This is a genomic window from Nostoc sp. (genome assembly GCF_036917515.1).
Classification (GTDB): Bacteria; Cyanobacteriota; Cyanobacteriia; order Cyanobacteriales; family Nostocaceae; genus Nostoc.
This window is the reverse complement of record NZ_JBALDE010000101.1, coordinates 33,006-52,297: the sequence shown is the minus strand read 5'-3', so window position 1 is coordinate 52,297 and position 19,292 is coordinate 33,006. Positions and strand designations below refer to the sequence as shown.

Below are 19,292 nucleotides of genomic sequence, written 5' to 3'. Positions count from 1 at the left end.
TATGGGTACTCGTTCTTATCGCCCTTATACCCCCAGTACTCGCCAAGTTACAATCTCTGACTTCGCGGAAATTACTAGAACCGAGCCAGAAAAATCCCTAACAACCTCGAAGCATCGCGCCAAAGGTCGGAATAATCATGGGCGGATTACTAGTCGTCGCCGGGGTGGCGGACACAAACAGCTTTATCGGATCATCGATTTTAAAAGGGATAAACATAATATTCCTGCCAAAGTCGCAGCAATTGAATATGATCCTAACCGCAACGCCAGAATTGCCCTTGTGTATTACCAAGACGGCGAAAAACGGTACATCCTTCACCCCAACGGGTTGAAAGTTGGAACAATAATTATTTCTGGCCCTGAGGCTCCTTTTGAGGATGGTAATGCCTTACCGCTCTCAAAGATTCCTTTGGGTACTAATGTTCACAACGTAGAATTTACTCCTGGTAAAGGTGGTCAAATTGTACGTGCTGCTGGTGCTAGCGCCCAAGTCGTGGCAAAAGAAGGTAGTTATGTAACTCTCAAGTTGCCTTCAGGAGAAGTCCGCTTGATTCGACGTGAGTGCTACGCCACCATTGGGCAAGTAGGCAATACCGATGCGAGAAATCTGAGTGCAGGTAAAGCAGGACGAAATCGCTGGAAAGGTCGCCGTCCTAAGGTTAGAGGTAGTGTCATGAACCCAGTGGATCACCCACATGGTGGTGGTGAAGGTAGAGCGCCTATCGGTAGATCGGGTCCTGTAACACCTTGGGGTAAACCTACATTGGGTGCGAAGACACGCAATCGCAAGAAACTTAGCAGCAAGTTGATTGTGCGTCGTCGTCGCAAGTCTTCTAAACGCGGTCGCGGTGGTCGTGAATCTTAAAGAGTTAGAAGTTAGGAGTTATAAGTTAAATCTAACTTAATAACTCATAACTCCTAACTCCTCGCTCCTAATTCATAAATCCTAAATCCAAAATTGAACTATGGGTCGTTCTCTAAAAAAAGGTCCTTTCGTTGCGGACCATCTCCTAAAGAAAATTGAAAAGCTCAACGACAACAACAGAAAAGAAGTTATTAAAACTTGGTCACGAGCTTCAACAATTTTACCTCTAATGGTAGGGCATACCATAGCTGTTCACAACGGACGCCAACACGTTCCTGTTTTTGTAAATGAACAGATGGTAGGACATAAGTTGGGTGAATTTGCCCCGACACGCACCTACAGGGGTCATGGAAAAAGCGACAAAAAAGCAGGTAGGTAGTTATTAGTCATTGGTCATTTGTCATTAGTCATTGGTCATTAGTTATTAGCTTTCGACAAAGGACAAAGGACAAAAGATAAAAGATGAAGGACAAAATTGGAGAAAATTATGGCTACTAATACTACTGAAGTAAAAGCGATCGCTCGTTTTATCCGCATCTCGGCTTACAAAGTGCGTCGAGTACTCGATCAAATCCGGGGGCGATCATACCGAGAAGCGTTAATCATCCTGGAATTTATGCCCTATCGCGCCACTGAACCCATATTGAAGGTTCTTAGAAGCGCTGCTGCCAATGCCGAACACAACGCTGGGTTAGATCGGACTCAACTAGTGATTACTCAGGCTTATGCCGATCAAGGTCCGCCATTGAAGCGGTTTCAGCCAAGAGCGCAAGGTAGAGCTTACCAAATTCGCAAGCCGACGTGTCATATTACTGTGGCTGTTGCAGCCGCCCCAGAAAAATAAGTTTTTTACACAATAAATTATTGCGTAAAATAAGAAATTTTAGAGGAAGCATTCGTGGGACAGAAGATTCATCCAGTTGGTTTTCGCCTGGGTATTACACATGAACATCAATCCCGTTGGTTTGCTGTTCCTGATCGCTATCCAGAACTTCTACAAGAAGACCACAAACTCCGTCAATACATAGAACAAAAGCTGGGTAGACAGGCTCAAAACAACGCCGGAATTTCCGAAGTGCGGATTGAGCGTAAAGCTGACCAAATCGACTTAGAAGTACGCACAGCTAGACCAGGCGTAGTAGTGGGTCGTGGTGGACAAGGTATCGAATCCTTACGTACTGGACTCCAAGGATTGTTGGGTAGTAATCGTCAAATTCGCATCAACGTAGTTGAAGTTCAACGGGTTGATGCTGATGCCTACCTAATTGCCGAATACATTGCTCAACAATTAGAACGTCGGGTTTCCTTTCGGCGGGTAGTACGGCAATCGATTCAACGTGCCCAACGCGCTGGTGTCCAAGGTATTAAAATCCAAGTTAGCGGTCGCCTCAACGGTGCAGAAATTGCCCGGACAGAGTGGACTCGTGAAGGTAGAGTACCTTTACATACCTTACGGGCTGACATTGACTACTCTTATTGCACAGCAAAAACTGTTTACGGCATTTTGGGTATTAAAGTATGGGTGTTTAAGGGAGAAATTATTCCTGGACAGGAAGAAACTCCGTTACCACCAGCAAGCCGTGATCGCGAACGCGAACGCGATCCCCGCGAACGCGAACGCGAACGCGATCCCCGTCGTCGTCAACAACAACGTCGTCGCCAGCAATTTGAAGACCGCTCAAATGAAGGATAAATCGTCATTAGTCATTAGTCATTAGTCATTATTAAATGGTAGATGACAAATGGCAGATGACAAATGACAAATGACAAGTAACAAACCATGTTAAGCCCAAGAAGAACTAAATTCCGCAAGCAACAGCGGGGACGGATGGAAGGACTAGCCAGCCGTGGTAGCACCCTCAACTTTGGTGATTTTGCACTCCAAGCGCAAGAACCAGCTTGGATTACCTCCCGGCAAATCGAGGCTTCTCGTCGGGCAATGACCCGTTATATTCGTCGGGGTGGACAAATCTGGATTCGGATTTTCCCTGATAAACCTGTAACTATGCGTCCTGCTGAAACTCGGATGGGTTCCGGTAAAGGTTCGCCAGAGTTTTGGGTAGCTGTAGTCAAACCAGGGCGAATTTTGTTTGAAATCGCTGGAGTTTCCGAAGAAATCGCCCGTGAAGCGATGCGTTTGGCTTCATTTAAACTGCCTATAAAAACCAAGTTTATTGTGCGCTCTCAACCACAGGAGCAGGAGTAGCTTATGCCTCTTCCCAAGATTTCAGAAGCTAGAGAATTAAGTGACGAGAAGCTCTTTGATGAAATTGTCGCGATCAAAAGACAACTATTTCAGTTGCGCTTGCAAAAAGCCACCAGACAATTAGAAAAGCCCCACCAGTTCCGACAAATGCGCCACCGCTTAGCCCAATTGCTGACGGTAGAAACAGAACGCAAACGGGCAGCAAGTCAATCGGCTAAAGAAAAAAAGTAGGAGATTATGGCAGTTAAAGAACGAGTTGGCTTGGTAGTGAGCGATAAAATGCAAAAAACTGTGGTAGTCGCCATAGAAAACCGCGCTCCTCACCCCAAGTACGGCAAGATTGTGGTTAACACCCAACGATATAAGGTTCACGACGAAGAAAATCAGTGTAAAGTAGGCGATCGCGTTCGCATTCAGGAAACTAGACCCCTGAGTAAAACCAAGCGCTGGAAAATCACAGAAGTTCTGAACGTCAAGCCTACTTAAACCTCATCGTTGTTAGGAACTAACAACATTACAAGAGAGAATAATTGTGATTCAACCCCAGACTTACTTGAATGTCGCAGATAATAGCGGCGCCCGCAAACTAATGTGCATCCGCATCTTGGGTGGAGGCAACCGTCGTTATGGTTTTATCGGCGATAAAATTATTGCAGTTGTCAAAGATGCTACACCCAACATGGCTGTAAAAAAGTCTGATGTTGTGGAAGCAGTAATTGTCCGAACTCGGAAAGCTGTAAATCGTGACAGCGGTATGAGTATTCGCTTTGATGATAACGCTGCTGTAATCATCAACAAAGACGGTAATCCCAGAGGTACACGGGTTTTTGGCCCAGTTGCACGGGAACTGCGCGATAAAAACTTTACTAAAATTGTTTCTCTGGCTCCGGAGGTACTTTAATGGCAACCAAACAGGGTACGCCCAAAGTATTCCACAAAATGCACGTCAAAACTGGCGACACCGTACAAGTGATTGCTGGTAAAGACAAAGGAAAAGTTGGTGAAATTATCCAAGCACTTCCCCAACTGAGTAAAGTCATCGTCAAAGGTGTCAATATTAAAACCAAGCACGTCAAACCCCAGCAAGAAGGAGAATCAGGGCGAATTATTACCCAAGAATTCCCAATTCATAGCTCCAACGTAATGCTTTATTCCACCAAGCAAAACGTTGCCAGTCGTGTTGGTTATACCTTTACTTCAGAAGGCAAAAAAGTCAGAAAACTCAAGAAAACTGGCGAGATTCTGGATAAATAGTTAGAAGTTAGGAATTAAGAGTTAGGAATTAAATTTAATTCATAACTCATAACTCATAACTCATAACTCATAACTTTGTTCCCTGACCAAGCCCAGGGATATCAGGACAAAAAATTATGGCGACAACAAGACTTAAAACCTTATATCAAGAGACAATCGTCCCCAAACTGATTAATCAGTTTCAATATACCAACGTTCATCAAGTACCGAAGTTGGTAAAGGTTACGATTAACCGAGGTTTGGGTGAAGCAGCTCAAAATGCGAAGTCTCTAGAGGCATCCATCAACGAGATTGCCGTGGTAACAGGTCAAAAACCAGTGGTGACACGGGCGAAAAAGGCGATCGCTGGCTTTAAGATTCGTCAAGGGATGCCTGTAGGGATCATGGTAACTCTCAGAGCCGAACGGATGTATGCCTTTTTCGATCGATTAGTTAGCCTGTCACTACCCAGAATTCGAGATTTTCGTGGCGTTAGCCCTAAAAGCTTTGACGGACGCGGTAACTACACTCTGGGTGTCAGAGAACAGCTAATTTTTCCAGAAGTCGAATACGACAGCATCGATCAAGTGCGTGGGATGGATATTTCCATCATCACCACAGCAAAAAACGACGAAGAGGGACGCGCCTTACTTAAAGAATTAGGAATGCCCTTTCGTGATCAATAAGTTCATCTATAGAGGGAACGATGGCGGCTAACGACACAATTGCAGATATGCTGACGCGCATCCGCAATGCCAACCTGGCACGGCATCAAACTACACAAGTGCCAGCGACAAAATTGACTCGGAGCATTGCCAAAGTGCTACGGGAGGAAGGCTTTATTGCTGAAATCGAAGAGGCAGAAGAAGGGGTAAAACGCAATCTGGTGATTTCCCTAAAATACAAGGGTAAAAACCGTCAGCCTCTGATCACCGCCTTAAAGCGGGTCAGTAAGCCTGGCTTGCGTGTTTATTCAAATCGAAAAGAATTACCAAGGGTACTAGGTGGCATTGGCATTGCCATTATTTCTACATCCAGTGGCATTATGACTGACCGCGAAGCGCGGCGTCAGAACTTGGGTGGCGAAGTACTTTGTTACGTTTGGTAGTCATTGGTCATTAGTCATTTGTCATTAGTCTGTTATTAGTAGAAAGACAAAGGACAAAGGACAAATAACAAAGGACAAAAAGTCATGTCTCGTATTGGTAAACGTCCAATTACTATTCCCGCCAAAGTTCAAGTGGCGATCAATGGTACAAATATTGTGGTGAAAGGCCCGAAAGGAGAACTTTCTCGCACTCTAGCAGCGAATGTATCACTCTCCCAAGAGGGAGAAATATTACAAGTAAATCGTCGGGATGAAACTCGCACCTCAAAGCAACTGCACGGCTTGAGCCGCACTTTAGTTGCCAACATGGTCGAGGGAGTTTCCCAAGGTTTTCAGCGCCGTTTGGAAATTCAAGGTGTTGGTTACAGGGCACAAATTCAAGGACGTAACCTAGTTTTAAATATGGGTTACAGTCATCAGGTGCAAATTGAACCACCAGATGGAATTCAGTTTGCAGTAGAAGGTACCACTAACGTCATTGTCAGTGGCTATGACAAAGAAATTGTAGGTAACACAGCCGCAAAAATTCGTGCCGTTCGTCCACCAGAACCTTACAAAGGTAAAGGCATTCGCTATGCCGGTGAAGTGGTCAGACGAAAGGCTGGTAAGACTGGTAAGGGTGGTAAGAAATAGAAATGAAACTTACTCGTAGAGAATCAAAAAACCGTCGTCATCGACGTGTTCGTGGCAAAGTGATTGGCTCCCCAGAACGTCCGCGTTTAGCGGTATTTCGTTCTAATGAACATATTTATGCCCAGATAATTGATGATACTCAGCATCAAACCATCGTGGCTGCATCGACTGTAGAACCAGAGTTGAAATCTAGTTTAGCGTCATGTGCAAACCGCGATGCATCGGTACAGGTTGGTAAGTTGATCGCAGTGCGATCACTAGAAAAAGGTATTACCAAAGTAGTCTTTGATCGCGGTGGTAACTTATATCATGGTCGTGTCAAAGCACTAGCTGATGCAGCACGCGAAGCTGGTTTAGATTTCTAAAGTCATTGGTCATTAGTCATTAGTTTTTGGACAAATGACAAAGGACAAATGACAAATGACAACTGACCCTTCGGGTTCACCAGTTACTCATGGGGGAGACCCCCAAGACCGCACTGGCTCACAAATGACGTTCACCAGAGCAGAAATTATGGCAACAGAGCGTAAAAGTAGAACAAAGCGTGCCAAAAAAGAAGAAATCACTTGGCAAGAGCGGGTTATCCAAATCCGACGCGTAAGTAAAGTGGTCAAAGGTGGTAAAAAACTCAGCTTCCGAGCGATCGTTGTCGTTGGTAACGAACGTGGTCAAGTGGGAGTCGGCGTAGGCAAAGCTTCAGATGTAATAGGTGCCGTCAAAAAAGGCGTAGCTGACGGCAAAAAACACCTCATTGATATTCCAATCACCAAATCCAACTCCATCCCCCATCCGATTGATGGTGTCGGTGGCGGTGCAAAAGTGATTATGCGTCCAGCCTCACCTGGTACTGGGGTAATTGCTGGTGGTGCAGTGCGAACTGTGTTGGAATTAGCAGGAGTTCGTAACGTTTTAGCCAAACAACTAGGCTCCAACAATCCGCTCAATAATGCTAGAGCCGCAGTTAATGCCTTATCTACATTGCGTACCCTTTCTGAAGTCGCCGAAGATCGCGGTATTCCTATTCAAAATCTCTACATCTAATTTAGTCATTAGTCATTGGTCATTAGTCATTAGTGAATAACAAAAGACAAATGACAAATGACAAACGCCCCTCCGGGTGACGCTCCTACGTCGCTACCGCTGCGCTAACGCCAGTTACTCATGGGGGAGACCCCCAAGACCGCACTGGCTCACAAATGACAAACGACAAATGAAAACTTGATAAATTATGAGACTCCATGATGTTAAGCCGCAAAAAGGCTCAAAGAAACGCAAGCGCCGTGTAGCCAGAGGTATTTCTGCTGGTCAAGGTGCTAGTGCTGGTCTAGGTATGCGGGGTCAAAAATCTCGTTCTGGTAGTAGTACACGACCAGGTTTTGAAGGTGGTCAACAGCCATTGTATCGCCGCTTACCTAAGCTGAAGGGCTTTCCGAGAATTAATCAAAAGATTTACACTACGATTAATGTAGAGAAGCTAGCTTCCCTTCCCGCGAATACGGAAGTAACTTTGACCTCATTGAAAGCCGCAGGTATCCTGACTGCTGTCAAAGGGTCATTGAAAATTTTAGGTAATGGGGAATTGAGCATTCCGCTCAAGGTACAAGCGGCAGCTTTCACAGGTTCAGCTCGTAGCAAAATTGAGGCAGCTGGTGGTAGTTGTGAAGTCTTATGAGTGAGCCGGAACAGCGCACTTAAATGCAAGCCAACTCGCTGCCAGTGCTAGGTTCACTATAAAGGTAGTACTCTATGATCAGTCGAGATAAAGCCCCAACGGCTCAAGAAACTTTTATGCAGATGGCACAGGCAGCTGGCCTTAGAGGTAGGCTGCTTGTCACTGTCGGTATTTTGATTTTGGTTCGCCTGGGTATCTTCTTACCTGTACCAGGGATTGATAGACCGAGATTTGCCGAAGCCATATCGGGCAGTAATTCCATATTTGGCTTATTGGATATATTTTCCGGGCGAGGACTTTCGACTTTGGGAGTCTTTGCTTTAGGAATTTTGCCCTTCATTAATGCGTCTATTATCATCCAATTGCTCACTGCGGCGATTCCATCTTTAGAAAATTTACAGAAAAATGAAGGGGAAGCCGGTCGGCGAAAAATATCGCAAATTACCCGCTATGTCACTGTAGTTTGGGCAATTCTTCAAAGTACGGCTTTTTCGGCATTATTCCTCCAGCAATTTGCCCTAAAGCCAGGGCCCATATTTGTAGCTGAAACTGCGATCGCTCTGACTGCTGGTTCTATGTTCGTCATGTGGGCATCAGAACTGATTACAGAACGGGGCATTGGTAATGGAGCATCATTACTGATTTTTGTCAACATTGTTGCGTCATTACCAAAAGCTTTAGGCGATACTATCGACTTGGTGCAAGTCGGTGGTCGAGAAACAGTGGGCCGTGTGATCGTACTGATCTTAGTTTTCCTAGCAACAATTGTTGGTATTGTGATTGTGCAAGAAGGAATGCGCCGCATCCCAATTATTTCGGCTCGTCGCCAAGTAGGTCGGCGAGTATTAGCAGAGCAGCGTAGCTATCTGCCCCTGCGGTTAAATCAAGGCGGCGTGATGCCAATTATTTTTGCTGCTGCCATCCTCAGCTTGCCATTGCTAATTGCCAATTTTACTAAAAATGCCGAATTGGCGAATATAGTTAACACTTATCTGAGTCCAGGCGGTTCTAGCTCCTGGGTCTATGCCTTGGTATACATGGTTTCCATCGTTTTCTTCAGCTATTTCTATTCTTCGTTGATTCTCAACCCAGTAGACGTAGCGCAGAACTTGAAGAAAATGGGTTCTAGTATTCCTGGAATTCGTCCCGGTAAGGCAACTAGTGAGTATATCGAACGCGTTTCTAACCGACTCACTTTTTTGGGTGCGATCTTTTTGGGCTTCGTTGCTATTATCCCTACCGCAGTGGAAAGCGCTTTGAATGTAAAAACTTTCCAGGGAATAGGTGCTACCTCTTTGTTAATTTTAGTTGGTGTGGCAATTGAGACAGCCAAACAAGTCCAAACTTATGTAATTTCTCAGCGCTATGAAGGAATGGTGAAATAATAGTGACGCGACTAATCTTCTTGGGGCCACCTGGAGCGGGTAAAGGAACACAAGCTCAAACCTTGGCTGAACACTTGAATATTCCCCATATTTCTACTGGTGAAATATTAAGACAAGCCATGAAAGAGCAGACTCCTTTAGGAATTAAGGCTCAAAGTTATGTTGATAGCGGCGAGTTAGTACCCGACCAGCTAGTGCAGGACTTGGTACAGGAGCGCCTCGATCAACCAGATGCCAAAAATGGTTGGATTCTTGATGGCTTTCCCCGAAAAGTGACCCAAGCAGTTTTTCTGGAGAAGTTACTGGAAGCAATACATCAAGGTGGCGAAAGGGTAGTCAATTTAGATGCACCAGATGAAGTTGTGATCGCGCGTTTGCTAGCTAGAGGACGAAAAGATGATACCGAAGAGGTGATTCGTCGTCGTTTAGAAGTGTATCGCGCTGAAACTGCACCTTTAATTGATTATTATGGCGATCGCAAAAAACTCATAACAGTCAATGGCAATCAATCCCAAGAAGATGTCACTGGTGAACTACAAAAGGTAATCGCTTCCTGAAAAGAAGGAGAATAGGGAATAGAGAATTCCTTACTCCCTACTCCCCACTACCAAGAAAAAGAGCAATTTTAGCTAAGATATATTAATAAACTGTTGATATATTTCTTAAAATGTGTTTTTTTGCAGAGGAAGCGCTGCAACTGAACACGAAATTGTTGAGTTGAGGAAAAAACAAATTGTCTAAGCAAGATTTGATTGAAATGGAAGGCACGGTTACAGAGTCCTTGCCCAATGCGATGTTTCGCGTTGACTTGGACAATGGTTTTAACGTGCTAGCACACATTTCCGGCAAGATTCGCCGAAATTATATCAAGATTTTGCCTGGCGATCGCGTCAAGGTGGAGTTAACTCCCTACGACTTGACCAAAGGCAGAATTACCTATCGACTACGAAAGAAGTAAGTATATGTAGAGGATTTTACCATAAAACCATTTTTTTGACTGTTTGCTAGTCATTTAACTGGATTAATTTTCCTATAAATGCTATAGTTTTATATTTGGAGTTAAAAAATAAAAGGCATGAAAGTTAGAGCCTCAGTCAAGAAAATTTGTGAAAAGTGTAACGTGATCAAACGTCGTGGTCGCGTTATGGTAATTTGCGTGAACCCCAAGCACAAACAACGTCAAGGATAATACTCTTACCAACAGAGTCAGTTGCAGGACGCATATCATCATTAAGACGAAAAGACGCGATCAATCACGTTTTTCCAACCAACAGTAATTGCAAGAACAATAGGGAGAGTTCATTGTGGCACGTATTGCCGGAGTAGACCTTCCACGCGATAAGCGCGTCGAGATTGGTCTGACTTACATCTACGGAATTGGATTATCACGCTCTCAAGAAATTATAGCGGCTACTGGTGTGAACCCAGACACCCGCGTTAAGGACTTAAGTGATGCCGATGTGACAGCCCTACGAGGGGAAATAGAAACCAATTATCAAGTTGAAGGCGATTTGCGGCGCTTGGAAGGTTTGAATATCAAGCGCTTAGTTGATATCGGTACCTACAGAGGTCGTCGTCATCGTATGGGCTTACCAGTCAGAGGTCAAAGAACTCGTACAAATGCCAGAACCCGTCGAGGCAGAAGGCAGACAGTGGCAGGGAAGAAGAAGGCTCCAGGGAAATAATTTTGCAACGCTTGCTAATCCGAGCAAGTTTCACCTTAAATTAACTAAACAAGTATGGCGAGACAACCAACTAAAAAAACCGGGAGCAAGAAGCAGAAACGGAATGTACCCAGTGGGATGGCCTACATCCAGTCTACTTTCAACAATAGCATTGTCACCATTACCGATCAAAATGGAGATGTCATCTCCTGGGCTAGTGCTGGTTCTAGCGGTTTTAAGGGAGCAAAAAAGGGAACTCCCTTTGCAGCGCAAACCGCGGCTGAAAGTGCAGCTCGCCGAGCTATAGATCAAGGAATGCGCCAAATCGAGGTAATGGTCAGTGGGCCAGGAGCAGGTAGAGAAACCGCTATCCGGGCACTCCAAGGAGCAGGACTGGAAATTACACTGATTCGGGATATTACCCCGATTCCTCACAATGGTTGTCGTCCACCCAAGCGCCGTCGAGTTTAAATACCAAGACTTGGGCAGTAAGGACGAAAACTTACAGTCAGCAATGACCGCTTGGGCGTCAACGTGCAAACTGTTATTGAGTCAAAGCTTGGGCAACCAGAAGCGCGTCAGATTTTCCTGCTGGGAAAGCTGTTAAACTTCAGGCTACCCAAAATATTATTAATCAATTTTGGATTTTAGGTTTGCGATTTTAGATTGAACCCGACTATAAGGGTGCTGGGCCTCGTGGATTTTAAGTTGATTATTTAAGATTTGTTCCGCCAATAAGAGGCGGAGCATGAACGAAAGAAGCACAATCCAAAATCCAAAGTCCAAAATCGAAAATTGGCAATCAATTCTGGAGGCAATTGATTTGTCTGCTAGCAGCACCTTAGAAAAAGGGAGGCTCATCCGTGGCGCAGTTTCAAATTGAATGTGTAGAGTCGAATACCGAAGAAAGTCGGAACCATTACAGTAAATTTGTTCTAGAACCTCTAGAGCGTGGTCAAGGAACAACTGTTGGCAACGCACTGCGGCGGGTTTTACTGTCTAACCTAGAAGGTACAGCAGTTACAGCTGTGCGGATTGCAGGCGTTTCCCACGAGTTTGCTACAGTTCCAGGCGTGCGGGAAGATGTACTGGAAATCCTCATGAGAATGAAGGAAGTTATCCTGAAAAACTATTCTTCGCAGCCTCAGATTGGTAGATTACTCGTTAGCGGTCCAGCAACAATCACTGCGGCACATTTTGATTTACCCAGTGAAGTAGAAGTCATCGATCCTACCCAGTATGTAGCTACCATCGCTGAGGGTGGAAAGCTGGAAATGGAATTTCGGATCGAGAAAGGCAAAGGCTATCGCACTGTAGAGCGAGGACGTGAGGAAGCCACATCGTTGGATTTTCTCCAAATCGACTCGATATTTATGCCTGTGCGAAAAGTCAACTACAGTGTTGAAGAATCTCGTGGGGAAGGCTTGATTCCAAAAGACCGACTATTGTTAGAAGTTTGGACAAATGGCAGTATTTACCCTCAAGAAGCACTATCTTCAGCCGCTGCAATCTTGGTAGATTTATTCAACACGTTGAAGGACATCTCTATAGAACCAACAGACACAGGTTCGGACATTCCAGACGACCCAACTGCCCAGATACCCATCGAAGAGTTACAACTTTCTGTACGGGCATATAACTGTCTTAAACGGGCACAAGTTAACTCTGTGGCAGATTTGTTGGATTATACCCAAGAAGACCTCTTAGAAATTAAGAACTTTGGGCAGAAGTCAGCAGAAGAAGTCGTGGAAGCTTTGCAGCGACGCTTGGGCATCACCCTGCCAATGGAAAGAGGCTCTAAACACCCTTAAGAAAAACCGTTCATAATTCATAGTGCATAATTATGCGTCACCGTTGTCGCGTCAAAAAACTTAGTAAACCAGCCGATCAACGCCGTGCTTTACTGCGATCGCTCACCACTGAGCTGATCCGTCATGGTAAAATCACCACCACTTTAATTAGAGCAAAAGTTCTGCGAAGTGAAGTGGAAAAAATGATTACTCTAGCCAAAAATGGCTCTTTGGCAGCACGTCGGGAAGCTTTTGGCTACATCTTCGACAAACAACTGGTTCACGCTCTATTTGAGCAAGCTCCAACTCGATATGGCGATCGCCAGGGCGGTTATACCCGCATCCTGCATACCGTACCGCGTCGGGGTGATAATGCAAAAATGGCAATAATTGAATTGGTTTAAGTCATTTAGTCATTGGTCATTGGTCATTAGTCATTGGCCTTTAGTGAATAACAAAGGACAAATGATAAATGACACAGACAAATGACAAAGAGAGAAGTCTGAGCTAAGGCTTCCTTAGATCAGAACTTCAAAGACAAAATTTGTATGTTAGAAAGCCACCAGCCGACACAAACTCATCGAGTAGCCTTGGTAATTCAATACCTGGGCACTCATTTTCATGGCTGGCAACGGCAAAAAAACCAACGGACTGTCCAAGAAGAGATTGAAATTGCGATCGCTACTATTCTTGGGCATCATGTAACATTACACGGTGCTGGGCGAACCGATTCTGGAGTTCATGCTGCTGCTCAAGTAGCCCATTTTGAAGCTACAGGTTTAATTCCGCCTCACAAGTGGGCAACAATCCTAAATAGCTATCTGCCACCAGATATTTTAATCAGGGCTTCAGCTAGTGTTGATAACCGTTGGCACGCTCGCTTTAGTGCAGCCTATCGACGGTATCGCTACACAATATATACTGAGGATCGGCTTAACTTGTTTATAAGACCCTTCAGTTGGCATTATTATTATGCACCCCTGAATGAATCTTTAATTCAAGCTGCTTTGAAACCTCTGTTGGGAAAGCATCACTTAGCTGCTTTTCATCGTGCAGGCTCAAAGCGATCGCATTCTTGGGTAGAGGTGCAAGCAGCAGAGTGTCGTCGCAGTGGGCCATTTATCCATATTGAAATACAGGCAGATGGCTTTTTGTATGGCATGGTACGGCTGTTGGTAGGGATGCTAGTAGAAGTAGGTTCTGGACAAAGAACACTTTCTAGCTTCACCCAACTCTGGAAAGAACAACGCCGGGAAGAAGTGAGATACGCCGCACCACCTCAAGGCTTGTGCTTGTTGCGAGTCGGCTATCCCGATTTTCCCTTTCCAAAAGAGATTTGGTACGACACCTTACCAAAGTTCGTCACTAGTCAAGAGTCATTAGTCATTGGTTCTTAGTCATTAGTGAATAACAAATGACAAATTAAAAATGACAACTGACGAAGGACAAATAACAAATGACTAATGACAAATTAAAAATGACAAAGGACAAATGACAAATGACAACAGTTAAAACATACCTTCCTTCTCAAGCGTCCCTTGAGCATGAGTGGTACATAGTAGATGCCACTGATAAACGTCTCGGTCGCCTTGCTAGCGAAATCGCTCAGGTATTGAGAGGCAAAAACAAACCCGAATATACACCCCATTTAGATACAGGTGATTTCGTAATCGTCATCAATGCCGAGAAAGTAGCAGTCACAGGCAAAAAGCGCACTCAAAAGCTTTACCGCCGTCATTCGGGTCGCCCCGGTGGAATGAAAACGGAAACTTTCGCTAAACTGCAAGAGCGGATACCAGAACGGATTTTAGAACAAGCTGTTAAAGGTATGCTACCTAAAAATAGCCTCGGTAAGCGGTTGTTCACCAAGCTGAAAGTTTACGCTGGGCCTACGCATCCCCATGATGCTCAAAAACCTAAAGAACTAAAAGTTAGTACAATTCCTGGAGAAGAAAATTAATGGTAGTAGCAGATGCTAATAGCGGTCGCGCCGTATACTGGGGTACTGGTCGTCGTAAGAACGCAGTAGCAAGGGTACGCTTGGTTCCAGGCACCGGTCAACTGATTGTGAACGGTAAAGATGGAACCTTGTATTTCCAATTTAATCCCAACTATCTGGGAGTGATCAAAGCACCCCTGGAAACTCTAGGACTAGAAAACGAATATGACATTTTGGTGAAAGCAGAAGGTGGCGGCTTGACCGGACAAGCTGATTCTGTTCGTTTGGGAGTTGCTCGTGCTTTATGCCAACTAGACCCAGACAACCGCCCACCTTTGAAAACCGAAGGTTATTTGACTCGCGATCCCAGAGCAAAAGAGCGGAAGAAATATGGTTTACATAAAGCTCGAAAAGCACCTCAGTACTCTAAGCGTTAGGGAATTGGGCATGGGGCATCTCCCTACTTCCTAGCTTCAACTGAAAACTGAAAGTTATAATTGATATAGATTGATCACAAAAAGAACAATGGCTAAATCTGATATTCACCCCAAGTGGTATCCAGATGCTAAAGTTTACTGCAACGGTCAAGTTGTTATGACCATTGGCTCTACTAAGCCAGAATTGCACGTAGATGTTTGGTCTGGAAATCACCCATTTTACACCGGTACTCAGAAGATTATTGACACTGAGGGTCGAGTAGAGCGCTTCCTCCGCAAATACGGCATGAGCAGCACTCAAACATCTGGCGACGATCAAAACAAAAAGTAGCGGGTTGGCTCTGCTGTTAACGACGGCCCTGCACCAGCTGGGTCGATTTTCATTTATATGCTCGAGCCAACTTGTTATTTTTTTAAGGAGCAATCGCACTCGTCATGGCTGAATCATACTTACTGGACAAACTCAAATCTGTTGAACAAACCTTTAATGAGTTAACACGTCGTCTTGGCGACCCCGATACCGCTAGCAATCCTGATGAGTATCAAGAAATTGCTAAGTCTCGTTCTTCTTTGGAAGAGGTAGTTAATACTTATGAAATTTGGAAAGCAGCTCAAGAAGACTTAATCGGAGCGCGTGAAGTTTACAAAGAATCTGCGAGTGACCCAGAGTTGCAAGAAATGGCAGCACTGGAAGTAAAGGAACTTGAAGAAAAAATAGAACACTTAGAGTCTCGCTTGAAAGTTTTACTGCTACCACGCGACCCCAATGATGAAAAGAATATCATGTTGGAAATTCGCGCAGGTACTGGTGGCGATGAAGCAAGTATTTGGGCTGGCGATTTGATGCAGATGTACACCCGCTATGCCCAGACTCAAGGTTGGAAAGTTTCTCTAGTGAGCGAATCTCGTGGAGAAATGGGTGGCTGGAAAGAGGTCATTCTCGAAATTAAAGGTAATGACGTTTACAGCCAGTTAAAGTTTGAAGCTGGAGTGCATCGTGTGCAGCGCGTGCCGGCAACTGAATCCGGGGGACGGGTTCATACTTCCACAGCTACCGTGGCGATTATGCCAGAAGTGGATGATGTAGAAATTCATATTGATCCGAAAGATATTGAAATGACTACAGCTCGTTCTGGCGGTGCTGGTGGACAAAACGTCAACAAGGTGGAAACAGCCGTTGACTTGATGCACAAACCAACGGGAATACGTATTTTTTGTACAGAAGAACGCAGCCAGTTGCAAAACAAAGAACGAGCGATGCAAATTCTGCGGGCGAAGTTGTATGAAATCAAGTTAAGCGAACAACAAGAGGCTGTAACTTCTATGCGGCGATCACAGGTTGGTACAGGATCGCGATCGGAAAAGATTCGCACCTATAATTATAAAGATAACCGAGCTACCGATCACCGCTTAGGTCAGAATTATTCCCTTAACCCTGTTCTGGAAGGTGATTTAGAGACGCTGATCCAATCTTGCATATCTCTAGACCAGCAAGAACGTCTCGCGGAGCTAGCGACTGCTGCCGCTAACTAATTTTTGCTATTAATATTCCTGTAAAACCACTTGTTGTATTGTCCCTTTTAACACATAGGTGGTTTTCTGATATCGCGTCGAGTGCATCTTCTATTTCACTAAGATAATGATAATAGGCAAATTTGTATTTCATAAGGTAATTTAGCCTCGCCCATTCCTTCAGAGTTTGGCAGGTATAAATTATATTTTCTACTTCCCTTTGCCAAGGCGTAAAAATCCGGTAGCTTTTTTAAGGGCGATTTAGCGCAAAATTGGATCGAACTAGCTCATGGTTTCTTGCTGTCAAGATTCAATATGGACAAACCTTTTTATACGATCAAGACTTCTATGGCTGGACACAGCAGCAGGCTAAAGCGTTAGAGCAGAGGCTAGTTATGGAACTAGACTTCAAGCTTTGGGGAGACAGGAGTATCGGGAACTTGTGAGTCGTCTAAGTGTATTACTTGGTCATCTCTTGATGTGGAAGTATCAACCCGAACAACGCTCTCGCAGTTAGTTTTTAACAATTCGAGAACAGCGTCGCGCCATCCATAGGCATCTGCGACAGAACCCTAGCTTAAAGTCTCGAATCGAAGAAGCCTTGTTAGATGGCTTTGAAGCAGGAGTCGATTTGGTGCTACGAGAAACTAACTTACCATTACGAACTTTTCCAAAGGATTGTCCCTATTTATTTGATGATGCGATCGCAGACAACTTTCTATGCGATACTCGTCAAGACTGGGAAGGATAACTTCTACCATTTTTCTTACGCTCATTTATTACTTGGTGACACGTTTTATTTGTCAATAAGTAATAGAAACTAGCTTTTCAAAATCTTGATAATTAAAGCTTTGTTGCTTTTTAGCATATTTACCATATATATCGTAGTACACCTTGTTATCTTGAAATCTGAAGAAACATCCTGCTATAGGTAATTGCTCACCTTTAAGTCTAAAAATTATTGTGTTTAAAGCATATTTTCCATACTTATTGGCAAGGTAAATAAAGCTATCAAAATTTCCATATACAGCTTTTTCAAAGTCTAGTGTGTCTTTCTCTATATTATTAGAACTTTGCAACACTAAAGGTGGTATTTCTATAAGACTATTAAGATAATTACTTGTAAATATTGCGTCTTTGTTCCTGTAGACAATGATTTGATGATAATTATATAAAATACCAATTTCTGAACAAGATTTTTTTAGGTATTTTTCAATTTGCTTTTCGTGATTACGTAAGTTTTCTTCTTCACGCTTCACTTCTACAATCATTACGGGAGGGCAATATGGTTTAAAATATTCATTTTTTACGTTTTTATATAATTCTATATCATGATGAGCAGATTCTACTTTAATGTCAATTATATTTGGAAATAAACCACTTTTTTTTACTAGGAAGTAGATAAATAATTGTCTAACTTTTTCTTCTGGTCTTCCTTCAAGAATAATTTCTTTACCTCTAATCAAGCATTTTGTATATTCTGTATAATTTTTCTTATATATATTTAATGTTCTGGATATCTCTTCAGTTAAGCTAGTCATATATAGTATATTTATGTAGTTAAAAAGTAATTTAAGGGATACAATAAAATTGCATCCCTTTATATTTGGCATATATTTTAAAAATTATTGTCCGAAAAACTTTAATATTTTAGTAATTAATTCTGCCCAATACTGTCCTGCTTTCATTTCTAGAAATATATTTAGACTTGGCTCAGTTTCAAGTTCGCGCTTCCAAGTCTGACACACGTTATCTCCATATTTTTCTCCCTTACGCTTTTCCTTACCCTTTTCATTAATTAGAGCCATCCAGAATTCGGAGTCTTCGCTTTGAGGTGACAGTTTTTTCATAGCTTCATGTTCAATTTCTACCCCTACTTCACTGATAAAATTGTCATACAATGAGTTAAATTTTATGACTAATTCCGGGATAAATGTGTTTAAAGATTCATTTGCAGATGTAAGCTCATTAAGAACATTTTCTAATTCCTGTTTAACTTGTTTAGTAAACTTTTTTAACATTTCATCTTCATCTGTTCCCTCAGCAACAACCCTCATATCGTAATATATGTTTATATTCCTTGGCTCATAATAACCAAAGTTTCTGTGGATAGCATGTTTAGTATTCCATGCCCGATAAACAGTACGATAATATTCAATATATTTATCAATAAAATCTTTATAGACAAAACTAGGTACTCTTTTATTTAAATACCGTAAATCTTTTATCTTTTTAATAGCATTTTCAATAGCTTTGACTTCTGATTTTGTCAAAGCATTACCATTTTTTATGTTTGTAAAGCTTTCTGTAATATCTTTAATTTCATCCAATAAAATATTGTGTCTACGTTTTATCACACCTGTTATAGCTTCAATCAATTCATTTTTATCTTCCTGTACATCTTCTTTATCATACATTTCATTTATCTTGACTATATCATCACGGTAGTACCTCAAAGAATCATAAAACAAAATATTTTCTAAGAAAAAATCTAGGTTCAACCGATTGAATGTAGCTTGAATTTCTTCTTTTCTAATTTGAATTCCTATATCCCGATCTCCATCACATCCATGCACTCTTTCAGGTTCATTTTTATGAGGCAATACCAAAGTTACAAATCTATGATGAAAATCTTTAGATTTAGATGTTAGATGATAACCTATTAATTTGCTAATATTTACTTCAGGAGCAGCATTGAATGGAGTTACAAACAGACAGATGGTATTTTGACTCTCAATATATTTTTGTAAGTCTTTACGAATTGGATTTTCATCAAGTCCTTTAGTATCCACAACTGAATCAAACTGAGACAAGTTTGAGCCAGATAAAACATCATAGCTCACATAAA

30 protein-coding genes and 1 pseudogene are annotated in these 19,292 nt (G+C 42.9%); 29 read left to right on the top strand and 2 right to left on the bottom strand.

The annotated features are described in order from the left end of the window. Position 1: 1 nt before the first annotated feature. The 29 genes and pseudogenes from rplB to V7K89_RS12060 all read left to right on the top strand — a co-directional run bounded on the left by rplB (position 2) and on the right by V7K89_RS12060 (position 17,195). Positions 2-865 carry a 50S ribosomal protein L2 gene (rplB, locus tag V7K89_RS12200; protein WP_335187392.1) on the top strand — a complete coding sequence of 288 codons (864 nt, stop codon included), beginning with the start codon at positions 2-4 and terminating at the stop codon, positions 863-865. A gap of 100 nt (positions 866-965) precedes the next feature. Continuing rightward, on the top strand, positions 966-1,244 hold the full coding sequence (rpsS, locus tag V7K89_RS12195) for a 30S ribosomal protein S19 (RefSeq protein WP_012410721.1): 279 nt from the start codon (positions 966-968) through the stop codon (positions 1,242-1,244). Between the two features lie 108 nt (positions 1,245-1,352). Continuing rightward, the gene (gene rplV / locus V7K89_RS12190; RefSeq protein ID WP_069070777.1) at positions 1,353-1,709 is read left to right on the top strand and encodes a 50S ribosomal protein L22; all 357 of its coding nucleotides are present in this window, start codon (positions 1,353-1,355) and stop codon (positions 1,707-1,709) included. 54 nt (positions 1,710-1,763) lie between these two features. Beyond that, the gene (gene rpsC / locus V7K89_RS12185; RefSeq protein ID WP_335187390.1) at positions 1,764-2,558 is read left to right on the top strand and encodes a 30S ribosomal protein S3; all 795 of its coding nucleotides are present in this window, start codon (positions 1,764-1,766) and stop codon (positions 2,556-2,558) included. An 87-nt stretch (positions 2,559-2,645) separates the two neighbouring features. Continuing rightward, positions 2,646-3,071 (top strand): 50S ribosomal protein L16, encoded by a 426-nt coding sequence (gene rplP / locus V7K89_RS12180; RefSeq protein ID WP_138503049.1) that lies wholly within the window; start codon positions 2,646-2,648, stop codon positions 3,069-3,071. A gap of 3 nt (positions 3,072-3,074) precedes the next feature. Continuing rightward, a complete protein-coding gene (gene rpmC / locus V7K89_RS12175; RefSeq protein WP_335187388.1) occupies positions 3,075-3,302 on the top strand; it encodes a 50S ribosomal protein L29 in 228 nt (75 codons plus the stop codon). 6 nt (positions 3,303-3,308) lie between these two features. Beyond that, positions 3,309-3,557 carry a 30S ribosomal protein S17 gene (gene rpsQ / locus V7K89_RS12170; protein WP_094349093.1) on the top strand — a complete coding sequence of 83 codons (249 nt, stop codon included), beginning with the start codon at positions 3,309-3,311 and terminating at the stop codon, positions 3,555-3,557. A gap of 46 nt (positions 3,558-3,603) precedes the next feature. Then, positions 3,604-3,972: a 50S ribosomal protein L14 gene (rplN, locus tag V7K89_RS12165; RefSeq protein ID WP_099101129.1), complete on the top strand. Its 369-nt coding sequence runs from the start codon at positions 3,604-3,606 to the stop codon at positions 3,970-3,972. Further along, entirely contained in the window at positions 3,972-4,325 is a 354-nt protein-coding gene (gene rplX / locus V7K89_RS12160) for a 50S ribosomal protein L24 (protein WP_292729115.1), read from the top strand. The genes rplN and rplX overlap by 1 nt, the downstream gene beginning before the upstream one ends. 116 nt (positions 4,326-4,441) lie before the next feature. Next, on the top strand, positions 4,442-4,990 hold the full coding sequence (rplE, locus tag V7K89_RS12155; protein WP_104906405.1) for a 50S ribosomal protein L5: 549 nt from the start codon (positions 4,442-4,444) through the stop codon (positions 4,988-4,990). Positions 4,991-5,010: 20 nt separating this feature from the next. Then, positions 5,011-5,412 carry a 30S ribosomal protein S8 gene (gene rpsH / locus V7K89_RS12150; protein ID WP_094349096.1) on the top strand — a complete coding sequence of 134 codons (402 nt, stop codon included), beginning with the start codon at positions 5,011-5,013 and terminating at the stop codon, positions 5,410-5,412. Between the two features lie 84 nt (positions 5,413-5,496). Further along, the gene (rplF, locus tag V7K89_RS12145) at positions 5,497-6,045 is read left to right on the top strand and encodes a 50S ribosomal protein L6 (RefSeq protein WP_335187386.1); all 549 of its coding nucleotides are present in this window, start codon (positions 5,497-5,499) and stop codon (positions 6,043-6,045) included. Between the two features lie 2 nt (positions 6,046-6,047). Continuing rightward, entirely contained in the window at positions 6,048-6,410 is a 363-nt protein-coding gene (gene rplR / locus V7K89_RS12140; RefSeq protein WP_099101131.1) for a 50S ribosomal protein L18, read from the top strand. Positions 6,411-6,558: 148 nt separating this feature from the next. Next, complete coding sequence (gene rpsE, locus V7K89_RS12135; protein ID WP_335125166.1) at positions 6,559-7,086, top strand: 30S ribosomal protein S5; 528 nt, start codon at positions 6,559-6,561, stop codon at positions 7,084-7,086. A 187-nt stretch (positions 7,087-7,273) separates the two neighbouring features. Further along, positions 7,274-7,717: a 50S ribosomal protein L15 gene (rplO, locus tag V7K89_RS12130; RefSeq protein ID WP_335187384.1), complete on the top strand. Its 444-nt coding sequence runs from the start codon at positions 7,274-7,276 to the stop codon at positions 7,715-7,717. A 74-nt stretch (positions 7,718-7,791) separates the two neighbouring features. Further along, entirely contained in the window at positions 7,792-9,102 is a 1,311-nt protein-coding gene (gene secY / locus V7K89_RS12125) for a preprotein translocase subunit SecY (RefSeq protein ID WP_335187382.1), read from the top strand. Between the two features lie 2 nt (positions 9,103-9,104). After that, positions 9,105-9,659: an adenylate kinase gene (locus V7K89_RS12120; RefSeq protein ID WP_335187380.1), complete on the top strand. Its 555-nt coding sequence runs from the start codon at positions 9,105-9,107 to the stop codon at positions 9,657-9,659. 176 nt (positions 9,660-9,835) lie between these two features. After that, positions 9,836-10,060: a translation initiation factor IF-1 gene (infA, locus tag V7K89_RS12115; protein ID WP_006276978.1), complete on the top strand. Its 225-nt coding sequence runs from the start codon at positions 9,836-9,838 to the stop codon at positions 10,058-10,060. A 117-nt stretch (positions 10,061-10,177) separates the two neighbouring features. Then, complete coding sequence (gene rpmJ, locus V7K89_RS12110; RefSeq protein WP_015129703.1) at positions 10,178-10,291, top strand: 50S ribosomal protein L36; 114 nt, start codon at positions 10,178-10,180, stop codon at positions 10,289-10,291. A gap of 115 nt (positions 10,292-10,406) precedes the next feature. Continuing rightward, positions 10,407-10,787 carry a 30S ribosomal protein S13 gene (gene rpsM / locus V7K89_RS12105; protein WP_322731369.1) on the top strand — a complete coding sequence of 127 codons (381 nt, stop codon included), beginning with the start codon at positions 10,407-10,409 and terminating at the stop codon, positions 10,785-10,787. A gap of 54 nt (positions 10,788-10,841) precedes the next feature. Beyond that, positions 10,842-11,237, top strand: a complete 396-nt coding sequence (gene rpsK / locus V7K89_RS12100) for a 30S ribosomal protein S11 (RefSeq protein ID WP_069070761.1) — start codon at positions 10,842-10,844, stop codon at positions 11,235-11,237. Between the two features lie 392 nt (positions 11,238-11,629). Continuing rightward, on the top strand, positions 11,630-12,577 hold the full coding sequence (locus V7K89_RS12095; protein ID WP_335187378.1) for a DNA-directed RNA polymerase subunit alpha: 948 nt from the start codon (positions 11,630-11,632) through the stop codon (positions 12,575-12,577). A gap of 32 nt (positions 12,578-12,609) precedes the next feature. Continuing rightward, positions 12,610-12,960, top strand: coding sequence for a 50S ribosomal protein L17 (gene rplQ / locus V7K89_RS12090; protein WP_335187376.1), 351 nt, complete (start codon positions 12,610-12,612; stop codon positions 12,958-12,960). Between the two features lie 144 nt (positions 12,961-13,104). Next, positions 13,105-13,953, top strand: a complete 849-nt coding sequence (truA, locus tag V7K89_RS12085; protein ID WP_335187374.1) for a tRNA pseudouridine(38-40) synthase TruA — start codon at positions 13,105-13,107, stop codon at positions 13,951-13,953. 101 nt (positions 13,954-14,054) lie between these two features. Beyond that, entirely contained in the window at positions 14,055-14,516 is a 462-nt protein-coding gene (gene rplM / locus V7K89_RS12080) for a 50S ribosomal protein L13 (protein WP_335187372.1), read from the top strand. Beyond that, complete coding sequence (gene rpsI, locus V7K89_RS12075) at positions 14,516-14,932, top strand: 30S ribosomal protein S9 (protein WP_104906415.1); 417 nt, start codon at positions 14,516-14,518, stop codon at positions 14,930-14,932. The genes rplM and rpsI overlap by 1 nt, the downstream gene beginning before the upstream one ends. A gap of 88 nt (positions 14,933-15,020) precedes the next feature. Further along, positions 15,021-15,263 carry a 50S ribosomal protein L31 gene (gene rpmE / locus V7K89_RS12070; RefSeq protein WP_292759704.1) on the top strand — a complete coding sequence of 81 codons (243 nt, stop codon included), beginning with the start codon at positions 15,021-15,023 and terminating at the stop codon, positions 15,261-15,263. Between the two features lie 104 nt (positions 15,264-15,367). After that, positions 15,368-16,465, top strand: coding sequence for a peptide chain release factor 1 (prfA, locus tag V7K89_RS12065; protein ID WP_335187370.1), 1,098 nt, complete (start codon positions 15,368-15,370; stop codon positions 16,463-16,465). Between the two features lie 251 nt (positions 16,466-16,716). Then, positions 16,717-17,195, top strand: a pseudogene (locus tag V7K89_RS12060) (DUF29 domain-containing protein). A gap of 52 nt (positions 17,196-17,247) precedes the next feature. Here V7K89_RS12060 and V7K89_RS12055 read toward each other — a convergent pair. Both V7K89_RS12055 and V7K89_RS12050 read right to left on the bottom strand, forming a co-directional pair. After that, on the bottom strand, positions 17,248-17,985 hold the full coding sequence (locus V7K89_RS12055; RefSeq protein ID WP_335187368.1) for a type I restriction enzyme HsdR N-terminal domain-containing protein: 738 nt from the start codon (positions 17,983-17,985) through the stop codon (positions 17,248-17,250). 84 nt (positions 17,986-18,069) lie between these two features. After that, on the bottom strand, positions 18,070-19,287 hold the full coding sequence (locus V7K89_RS12050) for a hypothetical protein (RefSeq protein WP_335187366.1): 1,218 nt from the start codon (positions 19,285-19,287) through the stop codon (positions 18,070-18,072). Positions 19,288-19,292: the final 5 nt, after the last annotated feature.

Excerpts from the sequence above, each read along its gene's own strand:
- rpsI (WP_104906415.1), top strand. The coding sequence starts at position 14,516 with ATGGTAGTAGCAGATGCTAATAGCGGTCGCGCCGTATACTGGGGTACT.
- rpmJ (WP_015129703.1), top strand. The coding sequence starts at position 10,178 with ATGAAAGTTAGAGCCTCAGTCAAGAAAATTTGTGAAAAGTGTAACGTG.
- rplB (WP_335187392.1), top strand. The coding sequence starts at position 2 with ATGGGTACTCGTTCTTATCGCCCTTATACCCCCAGTACTCGCCAAGTT.
- rpsK (WP_069070761.1), top strand. The coding sequence starts at position 10,842 with ATGGCGAGACAACCAACTAAAAAAACCGGGAGCAAGAAGCAGAAACGG.
- rplQ (WP_335187376.1), top strand. The coding sequence starts at position 12,610 with ATGCGTCACCGTTGTCGCGTCAAAAAACTTAGTAAACCAGCCGATCAA.
- truA (WP_335187374.1), top strand. The coding sequence starts at position 13,105 with ATGTTAGAAAGCCACCAGCCGACACAAACTCATCGAGTAGCCTTGGTA.
- rplE (WP_104906405.1), top strand. The coding sequence starts at position 4,442 with ATGGCGACAACAAGACTTAAAACCTTATATCAAGAGACAATCGTCCCC.
- rplO (WP_335187384.1), top strand. The coding sequence starts at position 7,274 with ATGAGACTCCATGATGTTAAGCCGCAAAAAGGCTCAAAGAAACGCAAG.
- prfA (WP_335187370.1), top strand. The coding sequence starts at position 15,368 with ATGGCTGAATCATACTTACTGGACAAACTCAAATCTGTTGAACAAACC.
- rplF (WP_335187386.1), top strand. The coding sequence starts at position 5,497 with ATGTCTCGTATTGGTAAACGTCCAATTACTATTCCCGCCAAAGTTCAA.
- secY (WP_335187382.1), top strand. The coding sequence starts at position 7,792 with ATGATCAGTCGAGATAAAGCCCCAACGGCTCAAGAAACTTTTATGCAG.
- V7K89_RS12055 (WP_335187368.1), bottom strand. The coding sequence starts at position 17,985 with ATGACTAGCTTAACTGAAGAGATATCCAGAACATTAAATATATATAAG.
- rplV (WP_069070777.1), top strand. The coding sequence starts at position 1,353 with ATGGCTACTAATACTACTGAAGTAAAAGCGATCGCTCGTTTTATCCGC.
- rpsS (WP_012410721.1), top strand. The coding sequence starts at position 966 with ATGGGTCGTTCTCTAAAAAAAGGTCCTTTCGTTGCGGACCATCTCCTA.
- rpsE (WP_335125166.1), top strand. The coding sequence starts at position 6,559 with ATGGCAACAGAGCGTAAAAGTAGAACAAAGCGTGCCAAAAAAGAAGAA.
- rplP (WP_138503049.1), top strand. The coding sequence starts at position 2,646 with ATGTTAAGCCCAAGAAGAACTAAATTCCGCAAGCAACAGCGGGGACGG.
- rpmC (WP_335187388.1), top strand. The coding sequence starts at position 3,075 with ATGCCTCTTCCCAAGATTTCAGAAGCTAGAGAATTAAGTGACGAGAAG.
- rpsH (WP_094349096.1), top strand. The coding sequence starts at position 5,011 with ATGGCGGCTAACGACACAATTGCAGATATGCTGACGCGCATCCGCAAT.
- rpsQ (WP_094349093.1), top strand. The coding sequence starts at position 3,309 with ATGGCAGTTAAAGAACGAGTTGGCTTGGTAGTGAGCGATAAAATGCAA.
- rplR (WP_099101131.1), top strand. The coding sequence starts at position 6,048 with ATGAAACTTACTCGTAGAGAATCAAAAAACCGTCGTCATCGACGTGTT.
- rplM (WP_335187372.1), top strand. The coding sequence starts at position 14,055 with ATGACAACAGTTAAAACATACCTTCCTTCTCAAGCGTCCCTTGAGCAT.
- rplX (WP_292729115.1), top strand. The coding sequence starts at position 3,972 with ATGGCAACCAAACAGGGTACGCCCAAAGTATTCCACAAAATGCACGTC.
- rpmE (WP_292759704.1), top strand. The coding sequence starts at position 15,021 with ATGGCTAAATCTGATATTCACCCCAAGTGGTATCCAGATGCTAAAGTT.